We start from the raw sequence: 23771 nt of genomic DNA, 5'->3' as shown, positions 1-23771 counted from the left end.
TCCTAAACCTATAAGGTTCTAACCTTATAGGTTTAGGATATTTGGTTTATTGAGGTTTTAACTCATAAATATCTCCTAATACTCTGTAAAATCCACCTTGCGAAGCCTCTTCTATTTTATCCACTACATAAAAAGCTCCTTCTTTACGTAAATTGTTAGGGAATTGCACAAACCAATTGGCTTTATATCCATTCGATTCTACTTTTACACGCAATTTACTACCATCTTTTACGCATTTTAAAATCACTTTTCCTGTTGTTTGCGATTGGTTAAGGCTTTCAAGAGCTGTTGTTTGAGCCACTGCTACTTGTTCTTTAGGGGCTTTGAGTTCTACTGTTTCAGGTAAATCTCCTTCTTTGGCTTTATTGATAGCCTCTTCAGAAGCATCAATACAAATTAAGTTTCCATAACCTGTTACAGCATACAATTTTCCTTTGAAATATTGCATTGAAAGAGCCGAACCACAAGCCGTAGGAAGTTTCCAAACTAGATTTCCATCTTCAGAAAAACAATAAATCATATCATTTCCACCAAAAACAAACTTTCCACCTTCAGAAGTAGCACAAGAAAGAGCCCCACTTTTCATATCGTAAGATTGCATCTTTTTACCTGTTTTCTTACTGATTTTCTCGACTCCCATGCCACTCACACCCGAAAAAACAGCGTCTTCTTCCTGCCAACCAAACAAAACCGAATTAGTTTTCTGAAACCAAACTTCTCTACCATCTTTAATGGAAAAAGCTGCTGTACCTGCTGAATCTCCATAATACACATTTTGGCTATCCAAACGAATCATCCACGCTCCTGAACCTTTTCCTTTAAATCTACCCGCTTCTTCACCTTCATAGTTTGCAACAACCACATTGCCGTCTGCATCCGAAACACCCAACAAGCCATCACATACATCCAACCAATAAATATCTACATCTTCATTGATTTCATAAGCAATACGAGGTACTTTACCCCCCAAATCATACACATTTCCATCATCACAACCTGCATAAATCCATTGTTTATCTGCCATGATACACTTTACACCTTCAGGTAGTTTGTATTGAGTCAAAACCTCTCCCTGATGGTTTAATTTAAAAATATTACCATTTTGATTTCCTACCCAACAAGCATCTTCATTGATAAAAATACCATAAGCAGCCGAACCAGTATTGAAATTCCATACAGTAGGCACTTTTATTTTTTTGCCCGAAGCTGATGTCATGACTGCACTACTTGAAGAAGAGCTTACAACAGGTCTGCGTGTTATTTTACGTTTTTTACGAACCCCCATTACAGCTTCTTCGTAGCCTTTTTTCTTTTTTTCAGCTACTTTTTTCTCAGCATATTTTTTAGCAGCAGCAAAATCGGCAAGTGTTTCCGTAGATTTTTGCCCATCTGTACCTATTCTGCCATAACGAATAGATACTTTCTCTTCTTCAATAACTACTTCGTAAAATTTGTGAGAACCCTCAGATTCAGAAAGTTCGAGATAAAATTTTTCAGTTTGCATATTTGTAAGTTTTAGTATATTATTTTTAACAAATAACGAATAATAAAGCAGAAATATATGAAAAAAATAAATTTTAAGCCACAATCCTATGCAAAACATCCATTTTTTTTCGTATTAAAGTTATATTATTGTATGATTTTGATGATTTTTTTTTAAACAAGCAGGATTTGACAAACTCAATAGTTATAAATAAGATATATTTGTGAATAAATAAAATGATATACAAAACCTAATTCAAAACTTATGAGATATATTTTTCTTTCTATTTTATTATTAACAAACCTTTATAGTTTTGCACAAAAAAACACATTGAGTCAACCTGAACAAGACTTTGAAACCTATTGGACTACCTTTAGAGATAATTATGCCTTTTTCAAGTTAAAAGGTGTTAATTGGGATAGTACCTATCAGAAATTCCGACCTCTTATCAATAAAAACACATCTACCAAAGAGCTTATTGCTGTGTTTATTCAAATGGTAGAACCTTTAAAAGATAGTCATGTTACGATATCCCAAAAGGATGAAATTTTATTCAAAGGAAAAAGAGAATCTTATTTTAAACAAGAATTTAAAGGATTAGAAAAAGATTTTTGGCAAGTTAGTTTTGCTACTCTCAAAAATAATGGTTTTAGTGAACCTAAAGGTGTAGGTCCAAAATTCAGAGATGAATATTTGTATTATTATGCTCAAAATAAAGATATTGGTTATATCAGAATTACACGCTGTTTTGCTGATATAAAAGGCATTATGGATGATAAGAACGCAGCCAAAGACATTACTACAATGCTCATTTTTTTTGATGAAATTCTCAAATCGTTATCCAACACGAAAAAAATCATCATAGATGTAAGAGCCAATGGTGGTGGACATGCTGGTGAGTTATTAGCAAGCCGTTTTGCAACAGAAAAAAGGCTTACACATTACAAAACTATCAGAAAAAAGGGGGATTATGAAAGTTTTACTGATTTACAGCCTTTTTATATTACTCCCAACGAAGGAGTGAAATATAATAAACCAATCATTATTCTTACAAATGATAAAACAGCTAGTTCAGCAGAAGATTTTACAATTGCTCTGTATGAACAAAATAATGTAACAATTGTTGGAACTAATACATCTGGTTCAATGTCAGATATGTTTGAGGCTAAACTATCCAATAAAATCAATTTTACATTATCTAACCAAAGGTATTACTCTAAAGATAATAAACTATTAGAAGATGTTGGTGTACCAGTAAAAATTGAGATTAAAAACTCTAAAAAAGATTTAGAAAGTAAAATAGATCCTGTCATTCAAAAAGCCATTCAAACACTTTGATAAAAAAGCCCTTGTATAAAGGGCTTTTTACATTCTAGCCTTACATTCTGTAGTGGTTGTACTTGACTGTTTAAGATTTTGATTGTTTTGTGTAGGTACATAACGGATGCTATAACGCTGAGTTCGCTTGTAGGTCGTTACTAGTCGTTCTTTGAGTTTTAGTATTCGTTCTGTTCTGTCATTTTCTGTACCCAAATCAGGATCATCAAAAGTTTTAAGGCGTACATCCAAGGCATGAAAGTGATTAGTTCTCCCTTTGGCTTCTTTCCCTTCTAAGAAATGTGCTTTTTTAATATGTTTGGGTAATCGTGGAAAATATACTTCACAAGTTACAGATTGTCCTACTTGTGGGCTATGATAAAATATATCTTTATCCCCTATTGTTTCCATTTTCAATTCATTCTCTACTCTAATATTTCGTATATCAGTCAAGTAGAAAGTTTCATCGGGATTTTCAACATTTTCCAGACACCAACGGTCAATATTTGTCAAACCTCTAAAATCCATTGCATCATAATCCCTTGAGCCAATGTAACGAAAATAGAAAATGGTATGTTCTTTCGTGTATTCTATTTTATCAACAATGTAGTTTCGCACCCACTCTGTGTATTGGGGCTTATAATCTACATAGACTTTTTGAGAGAATCCAGCCTGAATTCCCCAAAAAAATGTTAAAAGAAATATCAATGCTTTCATGAAATAAATACTTTTACAATCAAATATACATTAATACTAAAAAACGATATAAAAGTCACCCAAAAAGCCCACCAATCTATTTTTTTAGCCAAATTATTTTTTCCAATAGCAAATAATCTATACGCTAAAACAGTCATAATGAGACTAATAAGCACATAAACAAAAGCTAATACGTGAATTTTATCTACAAGTGTGTAATCGTTAGTTTCTGGAAGGATAGAATCTACTACATATTTATTGGCTACAGCAGCAAACAAAGCTCCAACAAGTACTCCAAATCTTTCAGCATTCTCAGGTCCCATAAAAAATGGTAACAAAGAAATAGCAAAAGCTACATACAAACCTGTAAATAGTTTAAAAAACAAACCCCAGCCATCTCGTTCAAGTGTAATAGTTGCAATAAACGAACTATATTGTGCTTTTCCTGTAATTTCAGGATCTCCATAGTTAGATGTATAGGATTTGACTTCTGCTTTAGTTTCAAATTTAGAAATTTTCCAACCTTCAATTTTAATATGCGAAGCATCATAACTACTATTTTTGGTATCTGCCAAATATACCAATTCGTTATGCTCTGCATCGCCACTTTCTATGGTAATAGCAAGCTTTTGTCTATCAAATGGGAAATTGGTAATATTCCAGTCTTTCTTAAAAGTTGCCTTTCCTTTTTGGGTAGCATAATTGTATTTACCTCGTCTTTCTGTTGTTGAAAGAGAATATTCATGATCTTTAGCCCCAGTAAGTTCCATGTTTTCAAGTATTTTGATGCTATCATTTTTATAAAGTCCCCAAAGCCAGAATTGAGCAGCAAACGATTTATCTGCCAAATTTAAGTCATAGATATCTGTAATAAATATACCTACTTTACAAGTATCTTGAGCAGAAGCCTGTAAACATAAAAACATAATAATTGCAATAGTGTACTTTCTGAGCATAAAAAAATCAGCTTATGATAACTCACAAGCTAATTTAGCAATTTTCACGAAGAATTAGTTCTTTTAATTTTTATTTTAATTTTTCTAACAATTCTACAACTCCTTCCTCCTTAGAAGTAGAAACCGTTTCAATATGCTTTCCATCTTGGAAAATCGCAAACGAAGGTAAATTATTCACACCTGCCAATTTACGAGATTCGGGGCTATCTTCTGCGTTTACATCCAAAAACACTATATCTGTGAAACGCTCATCGTTGGATAGTCTTTTGTATTTGGGTGCAAAAAGTTTGCAACTACCACACCAAGAGGCATAATATTTCACAATTACTTTACCATGCTGGCTCAATTCTTGGCTGAATGTACTGTCATTTGCTTCTATTAACATATTTTTTTTATTTTTAAATTTAGCATTTACAACTAGAATTACTCATATTCAATATATTCTTTATTATCCAAAACGTCCCAAGTGTGGTCTGCAAGTAGTTGAACCTTTGCTGAGAACTTCTCAAAAGGAAGCCTTGCCCCCCATTCTTCTGGAGAGATCATGGAAAGTATATAACTTAGATCTTTTTTCTGATATAAATAATAATCTTTTCCAATAATAGGCTCAAAACCCATTTGGGCTGTATAAATTTTTTCAGAAATGACCTTACGTTCTTGTAGCTTTTTAGCTTGTTCTACAAGTAAGTTCATTTGTTGGTAAAGTTGCCCCATCTGCCTGTCTGTTTGCTGATACATTGCAGAAATAGCTTTACCTTTAGTTTTACCCATATCTTCGGGCAAGATAACTACTCCACCTCTGGTATGAGCATAAGGCAGATTATGTGGATTTTCTGTTATTTTGTCTTTATCAATGGGGTTTATAAACTCCTTATTGTCTTCCATAACCTTTTTTTATTTCAATAACGCTTAATCCAATATATTTGTTTTGATTTAACAAACAAGATTGTATTTGAGTTTTTTTTAACTACCAAAATATATATCTTTGCGAAAAAATTTCTAAAAAACTTCAAAATCCTATGTCATTAAGATGTGGAATTGTAGGTTTGCCCAATGTAGGTAAATCTACTTTATTCTCTGCCCTTACCAGCATCCAAAATGTGGCTGCTAATTATGAATTTGCAACCATAGACCCTAATATAGGTATCGTAGATGTACCAGATCCTCGCTTGTATGCAATTTCTGATATTATAAATCCTCAACGCATTGTTCATACAACTGTTGAATTTGTAGATATTGCAGGACTTGTTAAAGGAGCAAGTAAAGGAGGAGGAAGAGGGAATGCTTTTCTTTCCAATATTCGTGATGTAGATGCTATTATCCATGTAGTACGTTGTTTTGATGACCCAAATGTGGTGCGTTCTATTGGTCCTGTTAATCCTGTTTCGGATAAAGAGGTCATTGAAATGGAATTACAGTTTAAAGATTTGGATTCAGTAGAGAAAAAAATCAGTAAAGTAGAAAGAACCGCCAAAGCTGGTGATGCCAAAGCTAAGGTAGAGTTAGACGCTTTACAACGTTATAAAGCTCATTTGGAGCAGGGTAAAAATGCTCGTACCCTTCCAGATGCAACAGAAGATGATAAAGAGGCTGTAGCTGACTTGTTTTTACTTACTATGAAGCCCATGCTTTATATTGCCAATGTAGATGAAACGAATCTCCATGAAGATAACCAACATGTAATTGCTTTAAGAGAAGCTGTAAAAGCAGAAAACGCTGGCATTATTCGTATTTGTGCAGCTTTGGAATCTCAAATTGCTGAAATTAGTGATAAAGATGAGAGAAAAATGTTTTTACAAGAGTATGGCTTACATGAATCAGGTTTAGATTTATTGATTAGAGGTGCTTATTCGTTATTAAATTTGATTACCTATTTTACAGCAGGTGAAAAAGAAGTAAGAGCTTGGACTATAGAAAGAGGTTGGAAGGCTCCACAAGCTGCTGGAGTCATTCACTCCGATTTTGAGAGAGGTTTCATCAAGGCTGAAGTAATAAAACTAACTGATTATCTCACTTACAAATCTGAAACAGCCTGTAAAGAGGTTGGTAAAATGGCTATGCAGGGCAAAGATTATGTAGTAGAAGATGGTGATATTATGCACTTTAGATTTAATGTATAAAGTAAAAAGCCCATTTTAAATGGGCTTTTTTTATGCTACTAGCTTGCTTATAAAAGGGTACTCCGATGATTTAGTTTGTATAGTTTCCCACGATTTAGCAGTTATCCATAAACCTATTCCCAAACCCATTATATCTTTTAAAATAAAAGCATCTACTACCCAAAACCCATCTATTTGTGTTATTAGGTTAGGCGTTGTAAAAATAAAAGAAAGGGTGACTAAAAATGTTATAGAAGTCAATATCCCCCCTACAAAACTAGCCTTTTTAAACCAAGTATATGATCCTAATAAAATCCCTGTTCCTATTTCTGTAATACCTATCAGTTTGCTTACGCCCATTTCCGAAAGAACATTATACATCCAACTCATCAGAGGGCTACTCATAACTAATGGTTTAATAGCTTTGGCTTCTGTAGGCGTGAATTTAAAAGCTCCAATCCATACCAAAACAATGACTACTCCATACAAGGCTGTATAAAAGCCTATTTTATCTAATTTTTTCATGATTTTACGTTTTTTATGGTGAAATATTATAATGATTGTTAAAGCTCTTCAGCTACAGGGAAATCTATTTCTAATTGAGTGATATTGTGAATATAGTTGCTAATGATTTTATCTCCTACCACAATGATTACATCTATCATATTGGCTTCTGTATAGCCTGCCTCGAAAAATGTATTTTTTGCTGTTTGGCTAACTTTACCTCTGTTTTCTACCATACTGGCTGTAAATTGAGCCAAAGCATCAAGTTTACTATCAAAGGAGGCTGTTCCTTTTCTGATTTCGAGAATTTGTTCTTCAGTAAAACCATGCATTTTACCTAAAACTGTATGAGCTGACTGGCAGTATCTGCAACCATTGATTTGACTAGTAACTAAATTGATTATCTCTCTTTCTTTAGGTCTCAAAGTACTTTTTCTATTTTGAAGTGTTAGATAATCTGCTAAAGCTGTTTCGTTTTTGGCATAATAAGCATACAGATTCGGAACGAATCCTAAACCTTTTTGAAGATTATCAAAAATTGCTTGGTTGTTTACTGAAACTTCTGCTCTGGTGGGAACTGAGAATGCTTGAGATAATGTTTCCATGACTTTTATTTTTAAGGGTTTAATTTATCTTGATTGACATTACAAAATTGCATCAAACTTGCCCCAATAAAAATGAAGTAGATTAGGAAATAAGGGTAAACTAATTCAATAAAAAAAGTTGAACTAGTTCAACTTTTTTTGGTAATTCTTTTATTTCTGAGTTTGGATAGATATTCTGTTGTCATGCCTAGAAATGAAGCCAACGCATACTGAGGCACTCTTTGAGCTACTAAAGGGTATTTTTCTTCAAATTCATTGAAACGTTCTTCAGCTGTTTTAGTCAGATTCATAATAATTCGTTTTTGCATAAATGCTGTAGAACGTTCTGCTATAATTCTAAAAAAGGTTTCAAATTTGTGATTAAGAGACTTTAACTTCTGTTCATCTTCATAAGAAATTTGTAAAATTAAGCTATCTTCCAATGCTATAACAAACATAGTTGCAGGTTGTTGATAAATGTAGCTATTATAATCTGAAATCCACCAATCTTCAATAGCAAATTGTATGGTATGGTCTTGCCCCTCATCTGCTACTACATATGCCCGAAAAGCTCCTTGAACAATATAATTTCGATATTTTGCTACAAATTCAGGTTGAATAATAAATTGTCTTTTCTTGATTTTCGACAATTTAAAGAAAGAGCAAAAGAGATTTAATTCCTCTTCTGAGAGTTCAACACGTTTGCAAATATGGCTTTTCAAGTTTGTAAAATCAATCATTTTATTACTGATTAAAAAGATAGACTTGCAAAATAAGTTTTCTTGATTCTAAAGCATAATATTTTTTTCTACCCAGTTCTATTGAATACTGAATAACAAGTTTTTACTTAAGTTTAAGAACTCTTATTTATCTCATTTTATTGTTAAAAATAAAAAAAATACATAATAATATTGGAATATTCATAATATTGTATTACTTTTGATTTAATCATAGCTGGTTGAAGGATAAAAGACCTGTCGCAATTTGTGGCAGGTCTTTTTTTTTGCCCAAAATTTCAACGTTTAATTCAAATATTTCACCGATTGTAAAATCTATTTCATCTAAAATAATATTCTAAATTTATATCAATTGCATATATTTAATTTCAAATCAAATCTATAAACCAGAATTATATTTTTTCATAATTTTCTCTAAAAAGCATGTAATATTTTCACCATTTTTTAACAAAATTTATTCTGCAAACATACTTTTTAGAAAAAAATTGAAACCTTGTTATTATTTTTATCGTATTATTGTTAGTAACTTTTTTTCAAAAAAAACATTAATTATTTTGATATTGTACTATTTTGTAGTACTTTTGTATTATAGTTTTGCTATCATAAGATGAGAACACATTTTAAAACAATTTTATTATTATCATTGCTATTTCTTGCTTTTACTGTAAAGCCACAAGGAGATATCAATTACCATCATGTTAAAGGTTATCATTTCATAGGAGAAGAATCTGAAAAAAGTGATATATTTCTTATAATACACAATGAAAAAGAATGGAGAAACTTCTTTAAACCTTATCCTGGGCATTATGTAAAAGAAGTGACTAATATAGATTGGAATAAGTATATTGCAGTAGGTATTATCAAGTATGGTAATCATGCTTGGGCAATGCAGGCGAAAAGAGTAGAGTTAGATGAGGGAGAGTTATCATTTGAGTATGTTTCTCAAAAAACAGATGAAGGGTTGGTTTGGAAAAATGCTACTCCATTAGTTGTTCTGATTCCTAAAGGCAAATATAAAGCCTTGAGATATATAGAAAACAGCATTCTAGTCAGAAAATTCGAGAATTTTACAGGAAAAAGAGATTTTTAAAGAGTAGCCTAAAAGCTACTCTTTTTTTATATATTTTTGAACCATTCTAATGTCATATTCCAAAGTGTTGGTTTAAATCTACTTCTGAAAAAATCAAAATGCCCAATTTTATCTGTTTGTACATCTTTTGGATTAATAATTTGAACTTTTGGATTCTCAAATAAATTTGCAAAACGTTCTATGCCTTGAGGCGTTCCAATTGGGTCATCTGATATCCCTATCATTTTAATAGGCACTTTGAGCAAATGATATCCCCACTTTTTACCTTTGGCTTTGTGCTGGTCAACTAGATTTGGGTATTTTCTTCTGTTGTGCCAATCTTGTATCACTCCAGCAGGTATATCTTCCAACATTCCCAATTTCTTCCCAGGGAAATATCCCCAAATTTTAGTAATCAGAGGCATCAAGATATGCCATTGAAAATATAGCTTTCTTCTGATAGATTTGTCCCAATCTTTATAATAGGCTCCTTGTGTGGCTACTGTCATGAGAGAAGCGATATTTTCGTGTTCTTCCATCATGCCTGCATAAGCTCCTCCTATACTATGCCCTATGACATGTATTTTTTGCTCGTATTTTTCTGATAACCAATTCAAAATACCTTTAAAATCTTTTTCTGCCCAATCTTCAAAATCAGCTTGAAAGCCTCTTAATTTTTTAGGACGAGAACCAGCAATACCTCTTACATCCCAAGTAAGAGCAGTAAATCCATTTTCAGCTAAATAAGTGGCATATTTATGGTAAAACTTTTGGTTTACACCTCCTGCCGAATTGATACACACAATACCTTGAACAGCTTCTTTCGTTTCAAAAAGTGTAGAAGCCAATAAATAGCCGTCTGTTGCAGGTATTGAGAGTATTTGCATAGCTTAAAATCTATAATAAATAAACGGATTGTAAGTATTACCCACAAGCATCGCAATAGAAAGTATTAAGAGTACAAACTGAAATGCCATAGAAAGTACCCAAGGATAAAGTTTTTGACTATATTTCATTTCTCTTGCTACCCATCTGCCTACCCACATATACACAGGCATACACAATATAAACGCTACAAGTATCCAAAACATATTTTCTTGCAAAACAAAAGATAATTCATAGTTCCAAAGTGGAGCGTTGCTAGCTCCAAATAATAGCTTGAAAAACTGAATTAGTTTATTTAAGTCTGTAAAATAAAACAAAGCCCAACCCAAGATGGCTGCAAAAAGCAGATAAATGTGTCCAAAAAATGCAGGTATTTTCTCTATAATTTTGAGTAAAAATATCTTTTCTATAAAAATAAGAACCCCAAAATACAAACCCCACAGAATAAAATTCCAGCTTGCCCCATGCCACATGCCTGTAAGTCCCCAAACAATAAACAAGTTTAAATAAGCATTTTTCTTATTTCCACCCAACGGAATATATACATAATCTCTAAAAAACGTACCCAACGAAATATGCCATCTACGCCAAAACTCCGTAGCTGACTTAGCAATATAAGGATAGTTGAAATTTTCGTGATAATGAAAGCCAAACATTCTACCCAAACCAATTGCCATATCCGAATAACCCGAAAAATCGAAATAGATTTGAATAGAAAACATAATAATCCCAAACCAGCCCTCACCTACCGAAATATCTGCTAAATTCCCATCCAAGTATTTTTTTACAAATTCGCCTGCAACGTTGGCAATGGCTACTTTTTTAAATAGTCCAATACAAAATCTATGAATACCAGCACTCATATCAATCCAATTGAAGCGTCTATTGTCTATCTCGTGAGCTATGTGTACATAACGAACAATGGGACCTGCTACAAGTTGATGATACAAACTCACAAACAACAAAAACTTCGTAAATGAACGTTGAGCCTTCACGCCATCTCTATACACATCAATAATGTACGAAAGTGTTTGAAATACATAAAACGAAATCCCAACAGGCAAGGCTATTTTAGGAATATCGAAGTTTGTCCCAAAAACAGCATTAATATTTTCGTAAATAAAACCACTGTATTTAAAACCTATCAGTGCTGATAAATTGACTATCACTGAGACAATGACACCTCCCTTAGCCCACCGAGTACCTCTTGCCTTTTCAATCCATAAACCATTGAGATAATCTACAAAACAAGTAAAAACAAGCAAACCCACCCAAATAGGTTCACCCCAAGCATAAAATACCAAAGAGAAGGCTGTTAAAACAATATTCCTGTATGTATTGTTATTAGAAGCGTAGTAAATTAATAAATTGAGGGGAAGAAAAAAGCACAAAAAAACCAGACTTGCAAAAACCATAAATCAACAAAAATCAGCTATTTTTAAAAATTGTGTTCTTAAATATTTTTTTGTAAAATTACAGATTAAAAAACAATTCTTTTGCTAATTGTGGCAACTTTTTTGCTGAAATACTTAAAATACTACAAACTATGAAATGCTTATCATCAATCCTTACTTTTGTCTTAATTTTCTCATCTTGTAAAAAGAAAGAAGAACAAAAACCAGATATTTATGCTTCTATCAAATTTGAGAAGCCTACAAACTTTCCTGATACCAAGTACAATATTGCTGATAACTCTCCCACTCCAGCAGGTTTTAAGCTTGGAAAAGCCTTGTTTTATGATGGAATTCTTTCAAGAGATGGCTCTATTAGCTGTGGAACATGCCACCAACAAAGTTTTGCTTTTACTCATCATGAGCATGATGTAAGCCATGGGATTGATGATAAACTTGGACAACGAAATGCTCCAGCTCTTCAGAATTTGGCTTGGTACAATACTTTTGGTTGGGATGGTGGTGTAAATCATTTAGATTTCTTTTCTGTACAACCTGTGCAAAATCCTGTGGAAATGGACGAAAAGCTTTCCAATGTTTTAGAAAAACTCCGAAATCATGCTACTTATCCCAAACTGTTCAAAGATGCTTTTGGTGATGAAGAAATAACTACAGATAGATTTCTCAAGGCTCTTTCGCAGTTTATGCTTATGATGGTTTCTAACAACAGCCGATACGATAAATATTTAGCAGGAAAAGCGACTCTTTCAGATTCTGAAATGAAAGGTTTACAACTTTTTGAAAACAAATGTTCTTCCTGTCATCAGGGTGTTTTGTTTACAGATTTGAGTTTTAGAGATAATGGACTTTCTCCTACGGCTCGTCAAGATGTAGGCAGAGAAAAAATAACCCTTTTAACAACAGACAAGTACAAATTTAAAGTTCCAAGTCTTAGAAATATTGAGTTTTCAAGACCTTATATGCATGATGGTAGATTTTCAACACTCGAACAAGTTTTGAATCATTATCAAACAGGTGTCAAGAACAATCCTAATCTTGACCCTCTACTCAAAAAACCTAATGGTACATTTGGTATAGACTTAACAGAAGAAGAAAAAATCAATATTATTGCATTCTTGAAAACTCTTACAGATGAAACGTTCTTAAAAGATGAACGTTTTTCGGAGTTTAACAATACAGTAAAGTAAAAAAATAACACACTATGCTCATAGAGAAAATTGTTTCTCGTTTTCTCATTTTTATTTGGTTGGCACTAATTACAACCATTTTATATCGTTTTATCTTTTTAGACACTCCCGAAGCATGGCAAGAGTCTGAAGATAAGCTCATCATTTCATTTTTTTACTTCAACATTTTATCTTTTGTCAAATATTTAGCAGGTTTTATTATTTTATCTATTATTGTTGGGATTGTAGGCATGAACAAATCTATATCTCTGTTCAAAAAATACATATTTTTAGCTTTAAGTGTATCAGGACTATTGTATTTTTCTGTCAATATTTTTGCCAGTCTGTACCTGAAACAAACTACCATTGTTGAAAACGATAAAATTACACTTCATTATTCACCTTCCTTTTTAGCTTCTTCCAAGAGTATTTTGCTCAATACTATTTATGACATCAATTACAAACTTGATTATCATATAAAGCAAAACAAACGCATCAAAAATTCTTATTATAGTATCCTAATAAAAAATGAAACAGGCAGTTATACTCTTTTGCCTGATATTCCAAAAGAGCAAGTTGATAAAAAATTGAATAGCATCAAGAGTAGGCTAAAGCCTAATACAAACCCTACCAACGAAATTTTCTCGGATAGAGTAGTTTTTGAAAAAAGAAATGATGGTATCTATATTACTCTCAAACCGAAAAATTTTTCTTGGGAATGGGCTGTTTTTATCATTTTATTTTTGGTTGTTTTTATTGGTATTGGAGCTTCTGGTTACAAACGTTTTAACTACAAATTTCTTTGGGGAGTATTTTTGATAGCCTTTATTTCCTTGATTTTATATTTTGTTTTGGTTCAAACAATTAATCGTCAAAAAGTCACGATTACAACTACAAAAATAGAGTCTATTAGTACACCTTTGCCTTTTTTGGGCAATACCTCAGCACCAATACCCTCTTCCGATAAAATTGTAAAAATTTTTTCTAAAGAGAGTAAATACAAAGGCAACTATGAAATAGTTGCTGAACTTTCAAGTGGCAAGAAAATTCGATTTCTGTTGGATACAGACGAAATGCTTGTAAGGAGTATTGCCAGAAAAATAGCTTATCAACTTCAACTTTAAATGACATTCTATAAGGTCAGTTCGTAAACTGACCTTATAGGTTTCTTTGTTAAATATGCTCAGTTTGTCTAAGAATATTCTGAATGGCTATTTTGTTATTCAGATACAAAAGAGAGCCTACCATAACCCATGAAATTACTGCTGGTACTGCCTTAGTAAGCTCCACTCCTGCACCAAAATGTACAGCAACTGCACCTGTTACTAAAAATAGAAGCCCCAACAAAGCTATTCCTCTTGTCCGCTTTACCCAAATACCTACAACTGCAACCACTTCCGAAAAACCTATGAATAAACCAAAGGATTTTGAAATGTTTAATTCTGCTAATTGTTGATAGAGTGGTTCAAAACCCACTAATTTCAAAATGCCTACTATTGACATTTGAATGCTCAATAATATGAGCAATGTGTAAAAAACTTTCTTTTCCATTTTCTTTTCGTTTAATGATTATGTAAATAACCGAAAAGGGTAAGAAAAAAAGTGTGATTCAAATCACATAATAACTTTACGCCTAAGTCTGCTCAATGTTTCTCTTGTCAATCCTAAGAATTGTGAAAGGTGTGTAACAGAAATATTTAAAATAAATTCTGGTTTGTTTTTGAGTATGTATTGATATTTTTCTTCTGGATTATAATTTAAAAGAAGCATCAAATGCTCTTTGTAGTTTGATAGTATTTGATGTGTTACTTGTCTACCAATTTTTTCAAATGTAGGATTCGTATTGCTTAATTCTTGTAAAGAAGCGTTTTTAAAAATTATGAGTTCACAAGGCTCGATTGCCTGAATATTGTAAGCAGAAGATTTTTGATGAATATAGCTTTCACAATCTGAAACAAATTCTCCTTTCATCGAAAATTGTGTGATTTTCTCATTTCCTTTTGTATCAATCAAAAAGTGTCGAAGAATACCTTTTTGCACATACGCTGAGTGCTGACAAACTTTATCGTTGGTTAGAAAATAATCACCTTTCTTGAGTTGCTTGATTTGTGTGATAGCCCAAAAATCATCCCATTCTTGGTCAGTTAGTTTAGCAATACTTTCTAATACATTTCTTAAATCATTCATCATTGGTGTTTTATTTCTACTTTATTTTGTTTGATCTAACTTCTTTGTAAAAATTCAAAAAAATCTAGTATTCTATTGTTAATTGAAGCCCTTCAAAATCTTTCTTTTGGTGTTGTTTATGATTATCAAAAATCAAGTTTAACCAATTTCTTGAAGATTGTTCAAATTCAATATTGTTGTCATTTCTGAAATAATCAAGAAATTTATCGTTACTACTATTTTGATATTCAAAAATGGCTTTTGTTAGACTTTTTATTCCATTCTTATGGCTTTTGGGTTCTTTTTCATGTTTATTTTGCCCTTTAAATGGGAGCCTGAAAGTCCAAGGCAAATCTGGCTGATGCTCATTTTTTAAAATATCTATGATTAATCCTTGTGGGAAGTAGTTGGGTTGATACTTGAAAGCCCTCTCGAAAAATTGTTCTGTTTCGTCTGTATTGATAATACAAAGTCCAAAAGGTGCAAAATGATTAGATTTAAAATTTGCCCTTTGCCACAGTCCTGTTGGTTTCGTTAGTTCACTTTTTATTTCTGCTTCATCATGTACCCAAAGTATTTCTAAAAAGAAATTCTCAAAATAAAATTTTCGATTGGTTGTTCCTTGTCCAACATGAATACGATTACTGCCTTCTGTTAGCCCAAACGTCACCAGTTCGTCTGCGATTTCTCCTTTATCATCCGTAAAGATAAATATGTGGTCTATATTCATTTTTTATTGTTTATTTCCTCAAAATACTCCATAACTCTTTTTTCTGTATCAGTCTGCAAGTGAATATTAGGCGTAAAAAGATGCGTTCTGAGTTGTTGATATAAAAGAACTGCATTTTTTAAACTTTCTAAAAGGGATGTTTTCGTGTACTTTGGAATCGTTGCTTTTATATCTTCAAAGTCTGTTTTTGGGATTTGAGTTTCTATTTTTCTTACACCTCTTGGCAAATTATTGTTTTTGATATGTAACAAAGGACCTAAAACTACCATTCTTAAAAATCCTAAAAAGTCAAATGCTTCTAAAAATTCACCACGTCCAATTTTCAAAAGTGCATAATGTATCCAAATCCAAAAACGGTCTTCAATCCATTGATAGTCTGGGTAAGGAAATTTATAGGCTGTCTGCTCAAGAATTTGCTGTAGCTGGTTGTCTGTGTCCAACAAAATAGTAGGTTGCTCTATTCTATGCTTAAATTCATCCAGTGTCAAAAACTTGATATCAACATGCAATAGCGGTTCGTCATATAAACAAATTAAAACTCTTGGCTCTCCTACATGCTCACCTGTGAAACCTGATAATAGTTTTCCTAAGTGATTGGCATATTGAAGCATTTTGCTTTTATCATCTGAAATCTTTTCTTTTGTTACAAGAATGAGGTCAAGGTCTGAAAACTCATCGAGTTCGCTTGTAAGCCAAGAACCCGCTACTGCCAGACCTATAACATTTTTGTTCGTTTTGAGAATTTCAACTACTTTATTTGCAAACTCTACTTGTATCATTTCTTATTAAATTTTATTGATTTTCTTGTCGTTTAAAACTACAAAATACAAAGTTTTGAATTGTATTGAAAGGTGTTGTATGATTTTCTGTTACACAATGAATTTTATCAAAACCATTTTTAAGTTCCTCTGTTAGTGTTTGTTCTGAATATTGCTTGATTTCCAATCCACTGCATTTGGTTGGTCCGTTCTCTGAAAAAGTTCCAATGATTAAATAACCTTTCACAAATTTTCTTGCTGTATCTATGTATTTTGCAATTTGTTCAGTCGTAGTCAGAAAGTGAAAAGCTGCTCTATCATGCCAAACATCAAAAGTTGTATTTGGTTCAAATGTTGTTACATCACTCACTATCCAGTTTACTTTATTTGCCTTTTCGCCTAAGCGATTTTTTACTTTTTCAAGTGCTTTTGCCGAAATGTCTAAAACAGTTATATTTTCAAATCCTTCATCAAGCAAATAATCTACAAGTTTGCTATCACCACCACCAATATCTATGATTTTAGCATCTTTTGTTAGACCAAAAGAATGGATAAACTCTAATGAAGTTTTGGGTATTTCTTGTGTCCAACTTACTTGGTTTGGGTTTTTTGTTTCATAAACTGTTTCCCAATGATTTTTTCTATTTGTGTTATCCATTTTTTATGGGTTTGTTGACTTTTTTGTTTCTATTCTTTAACCATAAAAGTCATTTTTTAACCTTTATCAGGTACAAATACAGATTGCTATTACTCTCAATAGCTCCCTCCCATTTGGCAAGATTCAATATCTCAAAAGTACTTATCAAATGAATATCTATGGATTGTAATTTATTCATGTCATTTGTTGAAATCAAATAAATTTGTTCTACTGATTTCTTTTCCATCAATTCTTTCACACCAGAAGAGTATAGATTAGTTTGGGTCAAAATATTTGCCATTTCTCTATCCCATAAAAGAAAGCTCATTTCTCTCTTAAATCCTAAGCAATAAAATGGCTTATCTACAAAAGCAGAAAGGTAATTGAGACACCAGTAATCCGTTACAATTGTTTCATTTTTAGGAATAATCTCATACAAATCTTTCACTTTTAAAGAATTAGAGAAAGGTTGTTTCCAATCCCTATATAAAGCTATCGAAGCACCAAATATTTGTAAAACTAAAAACCCTAAAATAATAGCTCTTTGACGTATGTCAAACTTATCTTTTCCTAAATAAAACCACATTGAAATGATAAATGCAATAAACACAAAGCCTACATAACGAGTACTTGTCAAAGGAAAAATAAATCCAACAAGACAGGTAAGCAAAAAATTACACCCAAAGAAAATCAAAATTCCTTTGTTTTTTTTGAGTAAATAGTAAATAGCTCCCATTATACCTATAAAAGAACATATACTTACTATTCTAATAACCCAGTTATTGGTATTCCACTCAAGCAAGAAATTAGAGTTCCAAAAATGATGATTCCACCAAGCAGGAATGGTAAAAAACGATTTTACAGGAATTTGCAAAATGATAAGTAATTGCTGTAAATTCCACCTATCAATCCAAAAAGAAAAATTCAATTCGCTATCTGATGGAGGCATGATCAAATACAAAGAAGGTAAAACAATGATTGCTCCAACAAAAAGTTTCCCAATTGCTTGATAATAACTTCTATTTTTTTCAAAACCATCGTAAGCTACATACACACAAAAAGATACGCTCAAAACTAAACCCAATAAATGAGTATTTGAAAGTAGAAAAATAAGAAGATAAAAGACCAACAACTTATATTTATATGTTTTATTTAAAATTAAACATATATAAAATGCAATCAGGATGCCTATGGCATAATTTCTAGACAAAACAGAATACTCAAAAGCAAAATAATATCCTAAAGGAATCAATACTTTGAAGAGAAATGGAAATGGGGAGGCATGTAAAATCAAGAATATAACTAAAATTGAAATTACAGCATGTACCCATTGAAACGATTCAGGGTTGTGAGATATTTTAGAAATAAAAAAAAGGAAAATATACCATAATGGAGGATGACCTTCATATCGAATATTTTGAAACAAATCTATTAGACTATTACTCGATTTTGCAATATTCCAACTATGAATTTCATCCCCCCACAACTCATGTTTAGAAACAGAAAATAAAAGTATGCCTACATACACAAAAAAAATTACTAATTGCCCCAAATAAAATATAGAGTGTTCCTCTTTATTGGATTTAATCTGAATATCATTTACCATTTCTGATTGTTTATTTTACAATTAACTCATTGGTGTACAGATCTCAATTAAAAAACCATCAAGATCTCTTAAATATGCAACTGTTTGCCCCCAAGGTTTAATTTTTGGATCTTCAACAATTATTGCACCTGCATTAGTTGCTGTTATGACCGTTTTCTCCACATTATCCGTTGTAAAACCTATTTCAATTCCAAAAGGTTTATTGATTACATTGCTCTCTATAAACCCATCTGCTAAATTTAGTTTTGCCAATTCAACTGAAGTAAATGAAAGTGTTGTTTCACCTACTAAAAGTTCTCCATAATCATTCTCTGGTGTTATAAATTTCCGTGTAAAACCAAACGCTTTTTCATAAAACTCAATAGCTTTTGTTACATCTTGAACATACAATATTGTATAAGCAAACTTTACCATCTTTTTTTATTTTAAAATATGATTATTCTTTTTCTTTATATTTGACCATAGTCATCGTCAGAAGTTTTTAAAAGTGAAAAGTACAAAAAACTTATAAGATTATTGATTATGAGTTTTTCTTCTTTTCTTCAACAACCATTTATCAAGATTTAAAAATTTAACATTATTTCCTATTTTTCTTAAAAACAATATCTTTGTATTCACTTTAATTGTATTATGGAAGAAAACATAAATCAAGAAGATTATAGAAATAAAAAATGGCTTGAAGAAGTCAGTGAACAAAGTTGGAATCCCGAACTTATTATTTCGGGTTTTGCTATTTATGCTACTTTTAGTTTGCCTAAAATTATTCAAGAGGCTTTCAATACATACACAGTTAATTATCAAATCAATGAAGGCATGGGCAATGCCATGATGCCAGCTCTTATTTCGGCTATTCTTATATCTGCAAGTCAGATTCTTTCCATTGCTTTTATTGTTCATTTTATTCTCAGAGGTTTTTGGGTAGGGTTTTTAGGGGTAATATCTGTGTATCCCAAAGGAATCGATTTCAATAGAATTACTGTTTATGGAGATTATGGAAAAGAGAAATTAAAAGCCAAAATGCAAAATTTAGATGTATTGGCAGAAAAACTTGATAAAGCAGCAAGTATTGTTTTTGCTTTGGCAATCATGATTATTTTGCAACTCATAGGTATATGCCTGATGTATTCTTTGTTTATTATACTATATAATATTTTTCAAAATCTTTTGGGCAAAGCACTTTACGAAAAGTACGAAAATCTGTTATTATTTGCGTTTCTTACTTTTGTTATGATTCCTACCACTAGTGTTATTATTTTAGGACAAAAACGATTTAAAAATCATCCTAAGTATGGTAAATGGCATTATCACTTTGCAACAAATTTTCAAAAAATATTCTTACCTTTTTTTGGTGATCACATTCAATCTTTATTGCTCACATTCAATTCTACTGTATCACAAAGAAGAATTAATATGATTAATCTTTTTGTGGGTATTTGTTTTATGTTTATGATGGCATTTAATTTGTTTTCTTTACGAGGTGTATCTCCTTTAAACTTACATCATTTTTACACTTCTTACACTCGTGAAACTTTTTTATTAAATAATTATTATGAGAATCAACGTTCTTTAGATGTACCCCGAACATTTACGATTCAATCTGACATCATTACAGAGCCTTATGTACGCCTTTTTATTGCTTATCACAAAAAAAATGACGAGTTTTTAGATAGTTTATGCACAAAAACTTCATCCAAAAAGATAAAAGATAAGTATCTCAATCGTATTGCTGAAGATGAGCAAAAGCTTCAATGTTTACAAAGTGCCTATAAAATACAACTCAATGATAGTACATTCGCCAAAAATGAGTTTATGTATTATGAATTTGATGATGCTGAAAAAGGCGTTGTAATGCATATTCCTTCTAAAATTTGTAAAAAAGGTAAAAATCAAATTAAAATTATAGCACGAAAACATTATAAACCAGACACACGCCCTTATGAAGCTCTGATTACGTTTTGGTATTAAGTTTAGAGATTGGCTGTTTTATCTGTGTTATTGGGTTTTTGCACATGGATTTACTTGCTTCATTTTCCTCATGCTATCATTCCTGATAGCTTAGGAGGTTTTTTGATGAGCATTTTTGGTATGCTGATTGGCTGTATTTGGGATAAAAAAATAGAGTTACTCTCCAGTAACCCTATTTTTTACGTGTTTTTATGTCTTTTTATTCTACCAAGAGTTTTTCAACTTTTATTCCATTTGCTGTATGTACATTTACAAAATACAAGCCTTTTCTCCAGCTACTTACATTTATGTTCATTTCATTAGATAAAATACCTTCGTACATTTGTTTTCCAAATTGGTTTGTAATTGTTACTTTATGCTCTCCAACAGAAGTGTTTTTAGCAATATTTACCACACTTGTTGCAGGATTTGGATACAATTTAATAGGGTTTTGAATATTGTTCTGTTCTTGCTGTATCATTTTTTCAAAAGCTACATATTCTTCTTCTGTCATTTTACCAGCATAAATATCTAATGCTTCTAATGTTGTATTATTTGCCATTCTCTGAGCATAACCATAAACTTTTTTATGAGTATAACCATAGGTAGAGCAATTATGCTTCGAAATATGACGAACCATGTAGTATACACCATACTGAAGATTAGAAAATGTATGTGTGTTAGTAGATGTAACAACACCTGCATAAGTCCAACCATTCAAAGATGTAATAGGTAAATCAGAGTAGCTATAAAACAACATCCAATTGCTGACGGGATTCGTAAAATCGGCTGATGTTACTTCTATAGAAGGTGCTCCTCCAGCAACTGGTGACTGAAATTCCATTGTAAAATCTGAATTTACATAATTATTAAATGTAGGTATTTGAAATACTCTTCTTTGTTCTACCCAAGAACACATATTTGTCCAAACACCATGTTTTATCATATAATATTTGCCTGCAACGTTGGGTACTCTAAACTGTACTTGGTGTCCTGACAAAACTTGAATAGGATTAGGTCCACTGATAATATCTTGGTCAGCGATACTATTTCCATTCATTTCATACAAATTCCACTGACTATTCTGATTTACAACATTGCCTATTACATCTATCACTGCTTGGTTTGCTTGTTTATCACAACCTATAGAATATGAATAAGCAGGGTTTAAAGTACATACTATGGGCGTAATAGAAACATCATCTATAAACACAGTTCTAACATTAGGTCTGCTTTCAAATTGAGAAAAAGTAAAATGTTTAATACGTATTTCTACTCTGTTATAAATATTTGCTTCTGAATCAATAATGGAAAAAGTGGTCGCATATTGTTGCCATTGATAATTGGTTAGACTTGGGCTTATATAAATAAGTTTTTGTAATGAACAATCTGTTCCTTTTCTTAGTACCACCTCAACTTGATATTTTGTAACAGGGTCTAAAGTTGAAGGTGTAAGATGGTTTTTACCCCTTGCCAAATAAAGAGACAAATCATAACTACCTGCTTGTAGGGTTGTTGTCAAAGTTCCTCTGATACGTTCATCATTAACAAAAGTTTGATCTACCTGATTCCAAATACCTGCATAACGTCTTTGTCCTGTTCTTTCATCAAGTCCTGCTGATGTTGTCCATACATTAGAAGGAACACCTACAGAAGAGCTTGTCGCATTTTTATCAAATAAATCAGAGCTTGGCCATGTACTTGGGATATTAGGATTATTAGCAATACAATCTCCTTTATAATGTGTCCAGTTTGTTGCTAGATGTAATTGACTTTGTCCTGTGGGTATTGTTCCTTGTTCGAAACTTGGATTTTGAACAAGATTTTGAGCATAACCTATGCTAGCAGAGCATAGAAGAGCTGTTAATACATTACGGATTTGTTTGAGTGTTCTTTTCATTTTGAGTTTTAGTTTGGTGATTTGATGCCTCAAAACTATATCAAGAAATCAAGGTTCAAGCCTCCCATTTTATCAAAACCATTGCTTTCTTTATCAAACAAGTCATTTGTTTTATGAACTCCTCAGTTTTATCCATAAAAAAACCACCTTAAAAGGTGGTTTTGATTATTTTTTACCATTAAGATAAGTAAAGAGTTTTGAAGTTACTTTTTTACCTGAATCGTGGATATATTCACCTTTTACAAAGCCTTTGAGGTAATGAATATTTAAGAAATGTCCCCAACCATCCTTTTTAATAAAATGCTCCCCATCTATCTGAATACCTCTTTCTTCTCTATAAGGATGTAAAACCCCCAATTTAGCCACTACATCATGCTCATTGGAGAAACTTTCTATCAAAGGTTTATTGTTTTTATCAGCAATAGGTTTATGACTCATTTCTTCAGCACAATTTGCAAAAGCGTATATTTCTAATTTTCCTATATAAGGGTTTCTTTCTTGTATGAGCATATCCAAAATTGTAGAAGTAATCAGCGTTCCTTGTGAGTGACTCATTAAAACTACTTTTTCCTTTTCGCTCAAAGCTTTTCTGATTTGTGGTAAGACAAATTTTGCGAACTCTACGTTGGTATGTCCAAATTTACCCATAGCAGATTGTATCATATCAAGTCCTATACCATTAGTAGGATTATGAAGAATCGTAATAGGTCTTTGAAATAATAAGGAAATATATTTTCCATTAGACATTGCCAAATCTTCATTGGTAACAATTCCATTGATAAAAAACCACTTTTCATCTTCTATTTGATCATTTTTACTTACCATGCTTACATCAAAAATAGAAGCACGCTCCATAAAAAGAATAGATTGTAGAAAACTTGGTATAAAAGGTTTTAAGAATTGGCTATCTCCAAAAAAAGGTGGCAAAGCCACTTCTGAGCTATATTTTACAAATTTAAGTAAATCAGCAGAAGCCAAATTAAATTCTGAAAATTTATCAGTATCAGCCCACGAATCAGGCTCACCAAAAATAGATTTTATGTAATTGGGTCGAGTATTGAATATAGCATCTAAAGTATTTCTAATAACTGCAAACATAAAAATTAAGTTGTTCTAATTGTA

General features: G+C 31.9%; 23 protein-coding genes and 2 pseudogenes. 6 read left to right on the top strand and 19 right to left on the bottom strand.

The window, feature by feature from the left end; translation table 11 throughout:
* Window positions 1-46: 46 nt before the first annotated feature.
* Window positions 47-1504, bottom strand: coding sequence for a molybdenum metabolism regulator (locus AD998_09035; protein ID KOY88125.1), 1458 nt, complete (start codon window positions 1502-1504; stop codon window positions 47-49).
* A gap of 243 nt (window positions 1505-1747) precedes the next feature.
* On the opposite strand from AD998_09035, the gene AD998_09030 reads away from it, so the two are divergent.
* A complete protein-coding gene (locus AD998_09030; protein ID KOY86270.1) occupies window positions 1748-2821 on the top strand; it encodes a hypothetical protein in 1074 nt (357 codons plus the stop codon).
* Window positions 2822-2848: 27 nt separating this feature from the next.
* On the opposite strand, the gene AD998_09025 is transcribed toward AD998_09030, so the two are convergent.
* The 4 genes from AD998_09025 to AD998_09010 form a co-directional block, all read right to left on the bottom strand.
* Window positions 2849-3517, bottom strand: coding sequence for a hypothetical protein (locus AD998_09025; protein ID KOY86269.1), 669 nt, complete (start codon window positions 3515-3517; stop codon window positions 2849-2851).
* Window positions 3514-4452: a hypothetical protein gene (locus AD998_09020; protein ID KOY86268.1), complete on the bottom strand. Its 939-nt coding sequence runs from the start codon at window positions 4450-4452 to the stop codon at window positions 3514-3516. Before AD998_09020 ends, AD998_09025 begins: the two co-directional genes overlap by 4 nt.
* A gap of 70 nt (window positions 4453-4522) precedes the next feature.
* On the bottom strand, window positions 4523-4837 hold the full coding sequence (locus AD998_09015; protein ID KOY86267.1) for a thioredoxin: 315 nt from the start codon (window positions 4835-4837) through the stop codon (window positions 4523-4525).
* A 38-nt stretch (window positions 4838-4875) separates the two neighbouring features.
* The gene (locus AD998_09010; protein ID KOY86266.1) at window positions 4876-5337 is read right to left on the bottom strand and encodes a hypothetical protein; all 462 of its coding nucleotides are present in this window, start codon (window positions 5335-5337) and stop codon (window positions 4876-4878) included.
* A gap of 134 nt (window positions 5338-5471) precedes the next feature.
* Between AD998_09010 and ychF the strand changes: the two genes are divergently transcribed.
* Window positions 5472-6572: a GTP-binding protein gene (gene ychF, locus AD998_09005; GenBank protein KOY86265.1), complete on the top strand. Its 1101-nt coding sequence runs from the start codon at window positions 5472-5474 to the stop codon at window positions 6570-6572.
* Between the two features lie 30 nt (window positions 6573-6602).
* Here ychF and AD998_09000 read toward each other — a convergent pair whose 3' ends face one another.
* The 3 genes from AD998_09000 to AD998_08990 form a co-directional block, all read right to left on the bottom strand.
* Window positions 6603-7076 (bottom strand): hypothetical protein, encoded by a 474-nt coding sequence (locus tag AD998_09000; protein ID KOY86264.1) that lies wholly within the window; start codon window positions 7074-7076, stop codon window positions 6603-6605.
* A 38-nt stretch (window positions 7077-7114) separates the two neighbouring features.
* Window positions 7115-7660: an alkylhydroperoxidase gene (locus AD998_08995; protein KOY86263.1), complete on the bottom strand. Its 546-nt coding sequence runs from the start codon at window positions 7658-7660 to the stop codon at window positions 7115-7117.
* 128 nt (window positions 7661-7788) lie between these two features.
* Window positions 7789-8379 carry a Crp/Fnr family transcriptional regulator gene (locus AD998_08990; protein ID KOY86262.1) on the bottom strand — a complete coding sequence of 197 codons (591 nt, stop codon included), beginning with the start codon at window positions 8377-8379 and terminating at the stop codon, window positions 7789-7791.
* A gap of 604 nt (window positions 8380-8983) precedes the next feature.
* On the opposite strand from AD998_08990, the gene AD998_08985 reads away from it, so the two are divergent.
* Window positions 8984-9466, top strand: a complete 483-nt coding sequence (locus tag AD998_08985) for a hypothetical protein (GenBank protein KOY86261.1) — start codon at window positions 8984-8986, stop codon at window positions 9464-9466.
* Between the two features lie 41 nt (window positions 9467-9507).
* Here the strand turns inward: AD998_08985 and AD998_08980 are convergent.
* A pseudogene (locus AD998_08980) lies at window positions 9508-10323 on the bottom strand (hypothetical protein).
* A gap of 12 nt (window positions 10324-10335) precedes the next feature.
* A complete protein-coding gene (locus AD998_08975) occupies window positions 10336-11745 on the bottom strand; it encodes an alginate O-acetyltransferase (GenBank protein ID KOY86260.1) in 1410 nt (469 codons plus the stop codon).
* Between the two features lie 131 nt (window positions 11746-11876).
* Here AD998_08975 and AD998_08970 point away from each other — a divergent pair, with 131 nt between their 5' ends.
* Both AD998_08970 and AD998_08965 read left to right on the top strand, forming a co-directional pair.
* Window positions 11877-12929, top strand: coding sequence for a cytochrome C peroxidase (locus AD998_08970; GenBank protein ID KOY86259.1), 1053 nt, complete (start codon window positions 11877-11879; stop codon window positions 12927-12929).
* Between the two features lie 14 nt (window positions 12930-12943).
* Complete coding sequence (locus AD998_08965; GenBank protein ID KOY86258.1) at window positions 12944-14032, top strand: hypothetical protein; 1089 nt, start codon at window positions 12944-12946, stop codon at window positions 14030-14032.
* A gap of 49 nt (window positions 14033-14081) precedes the next feature.
* On the opposite strand, the gene AD998_08960 is transcribed toward AD998_08965, so the two are convergent.
* The 7 genes and pseudogenes from AD998_08960 to AD998_08930 form a co-directional block, all read right to left on the bottom strand.
* On the bottom strand, window positions 14082-14459 hold the full coding sequence (locus AD998_08960) for a hypothetical protein (protein ID KOY86257.1): 378 nt from the start codon (window positions 14457-14459) through the stop codon (window positions 14082-14084).
* A gap of 63 nt (window positions 14460-14522) precedes the next feature.
* Window positions 14523-15095, bottom strand: coding sequence for a hypothetical protein (locus tag AD998_08955; protein KOY86256.1), 573 nt, complete (start codon window positions 15093-15095; stop codon window positions 14523-14525).
* Window positions 15096-15441: 346 nt separating this feature from the next.
* A pseudogene (locus AD998_08950) lies at window positions 15442-15804 on the bottom strand (hypothetical protein).
* Window positions 15801-16583 carry a hypothetical protein gene (locus tag AD998_08945; GenBank protein ID KOY86255.1) on the bottom strand — a complete coding sequence of 261 codons (783 nt, stop codon included), beginning with the start codon at window positions 16581-16583 and terminating at the stop codon, window positions 15801-15803. The pseudogene AD998_08950 and the gene AD998_08945 overlap by 4 nt, the downstream one beginning before the upstream one ends.
* A gap of 13 nt (window positions 16584-16596) precedes the next feature.
* Window positions 16597-17220: an SAM-dependent methyltransferase gene (locus AD998_08940; protein KOY86254.1), complete on the bottom strand. Its 624-nt coding sequence runs from the start codon at window positions 17218-17220 to the stop codon at window positions 16597-16599.
* 49 nt (window positions 17221-17269) lie between these two features.
* Window positions 17270-18805: a hypothetical protein gene (locus tag AD998_08935; protein ID KOY86253.1), complete on the bottom strand. Its 1536-nt coding sequence runs from the start codon at window positions 18803-18805 to the stop codon at window positions 17270-17272.
* 21 nt (window positions 18806-18826) lie between these two features.
* Window positions 18827-19219, bottom strand: a complete 393-nt coding sequence (locus AD998_08930; protein KOY86252.1) for a glyoxalase — start codon at window positions 19217-19219, stop codon at window positions 18827-18829.
* Window positions 19220-19435: 216 nt separating this feature from the next.
* On the opposite strand from AD998_08930, the gene AD998_08925 reads away from it, so the two are divergent.
* Window positions 19436-20770 (top strand): hypothetical protein, encoded by a 1335-nt coding sequence (locus AD998_08925; GenBank protein KOY86251.1) that lies wholly within the window; start codon window positions 19436-19438, stop codon window positions 20768-20770.
* A 199-nt stretch (window positions 20771-20969) separates the two neighbouring features.
* Here the strand turns inward: AD998_08925 and AD998_08920 are convergent, their stop codons facing one another.
* Entirely contained in the window at window positions 20970-22649 is a 1680-nt protein-coding gene (locus AD998_08920) for a hypothetical protein (protein KOY86250.1), read from the bottom strand.
* Between the two features lie 165 nt (window positions 22650-22814).
* Entirely contained in the window at window positions 22815-23747 is a 933-nt protein-coding gene (locus AD998_08915) for a hypothetical protein (protein KOY86249.1), read from the bottom strand.
* Window positions 23748-23771 lie beyond the last annotated feature (24 nt).

The sequence above is a fragment of the bacterium 336/3 genome (genome assembly GCA_001281695.1).
Taxonomy (GTDB): domain Bacteria; phylum Bacteroidota; class Bacteroidia; order Cytophagales; family Thermonemataceae; genus Raineya.
Note: the sequence above shows the minus strand (reverse complement) of the source record. Positions and strands in the feature narration are given on the sequence as shown.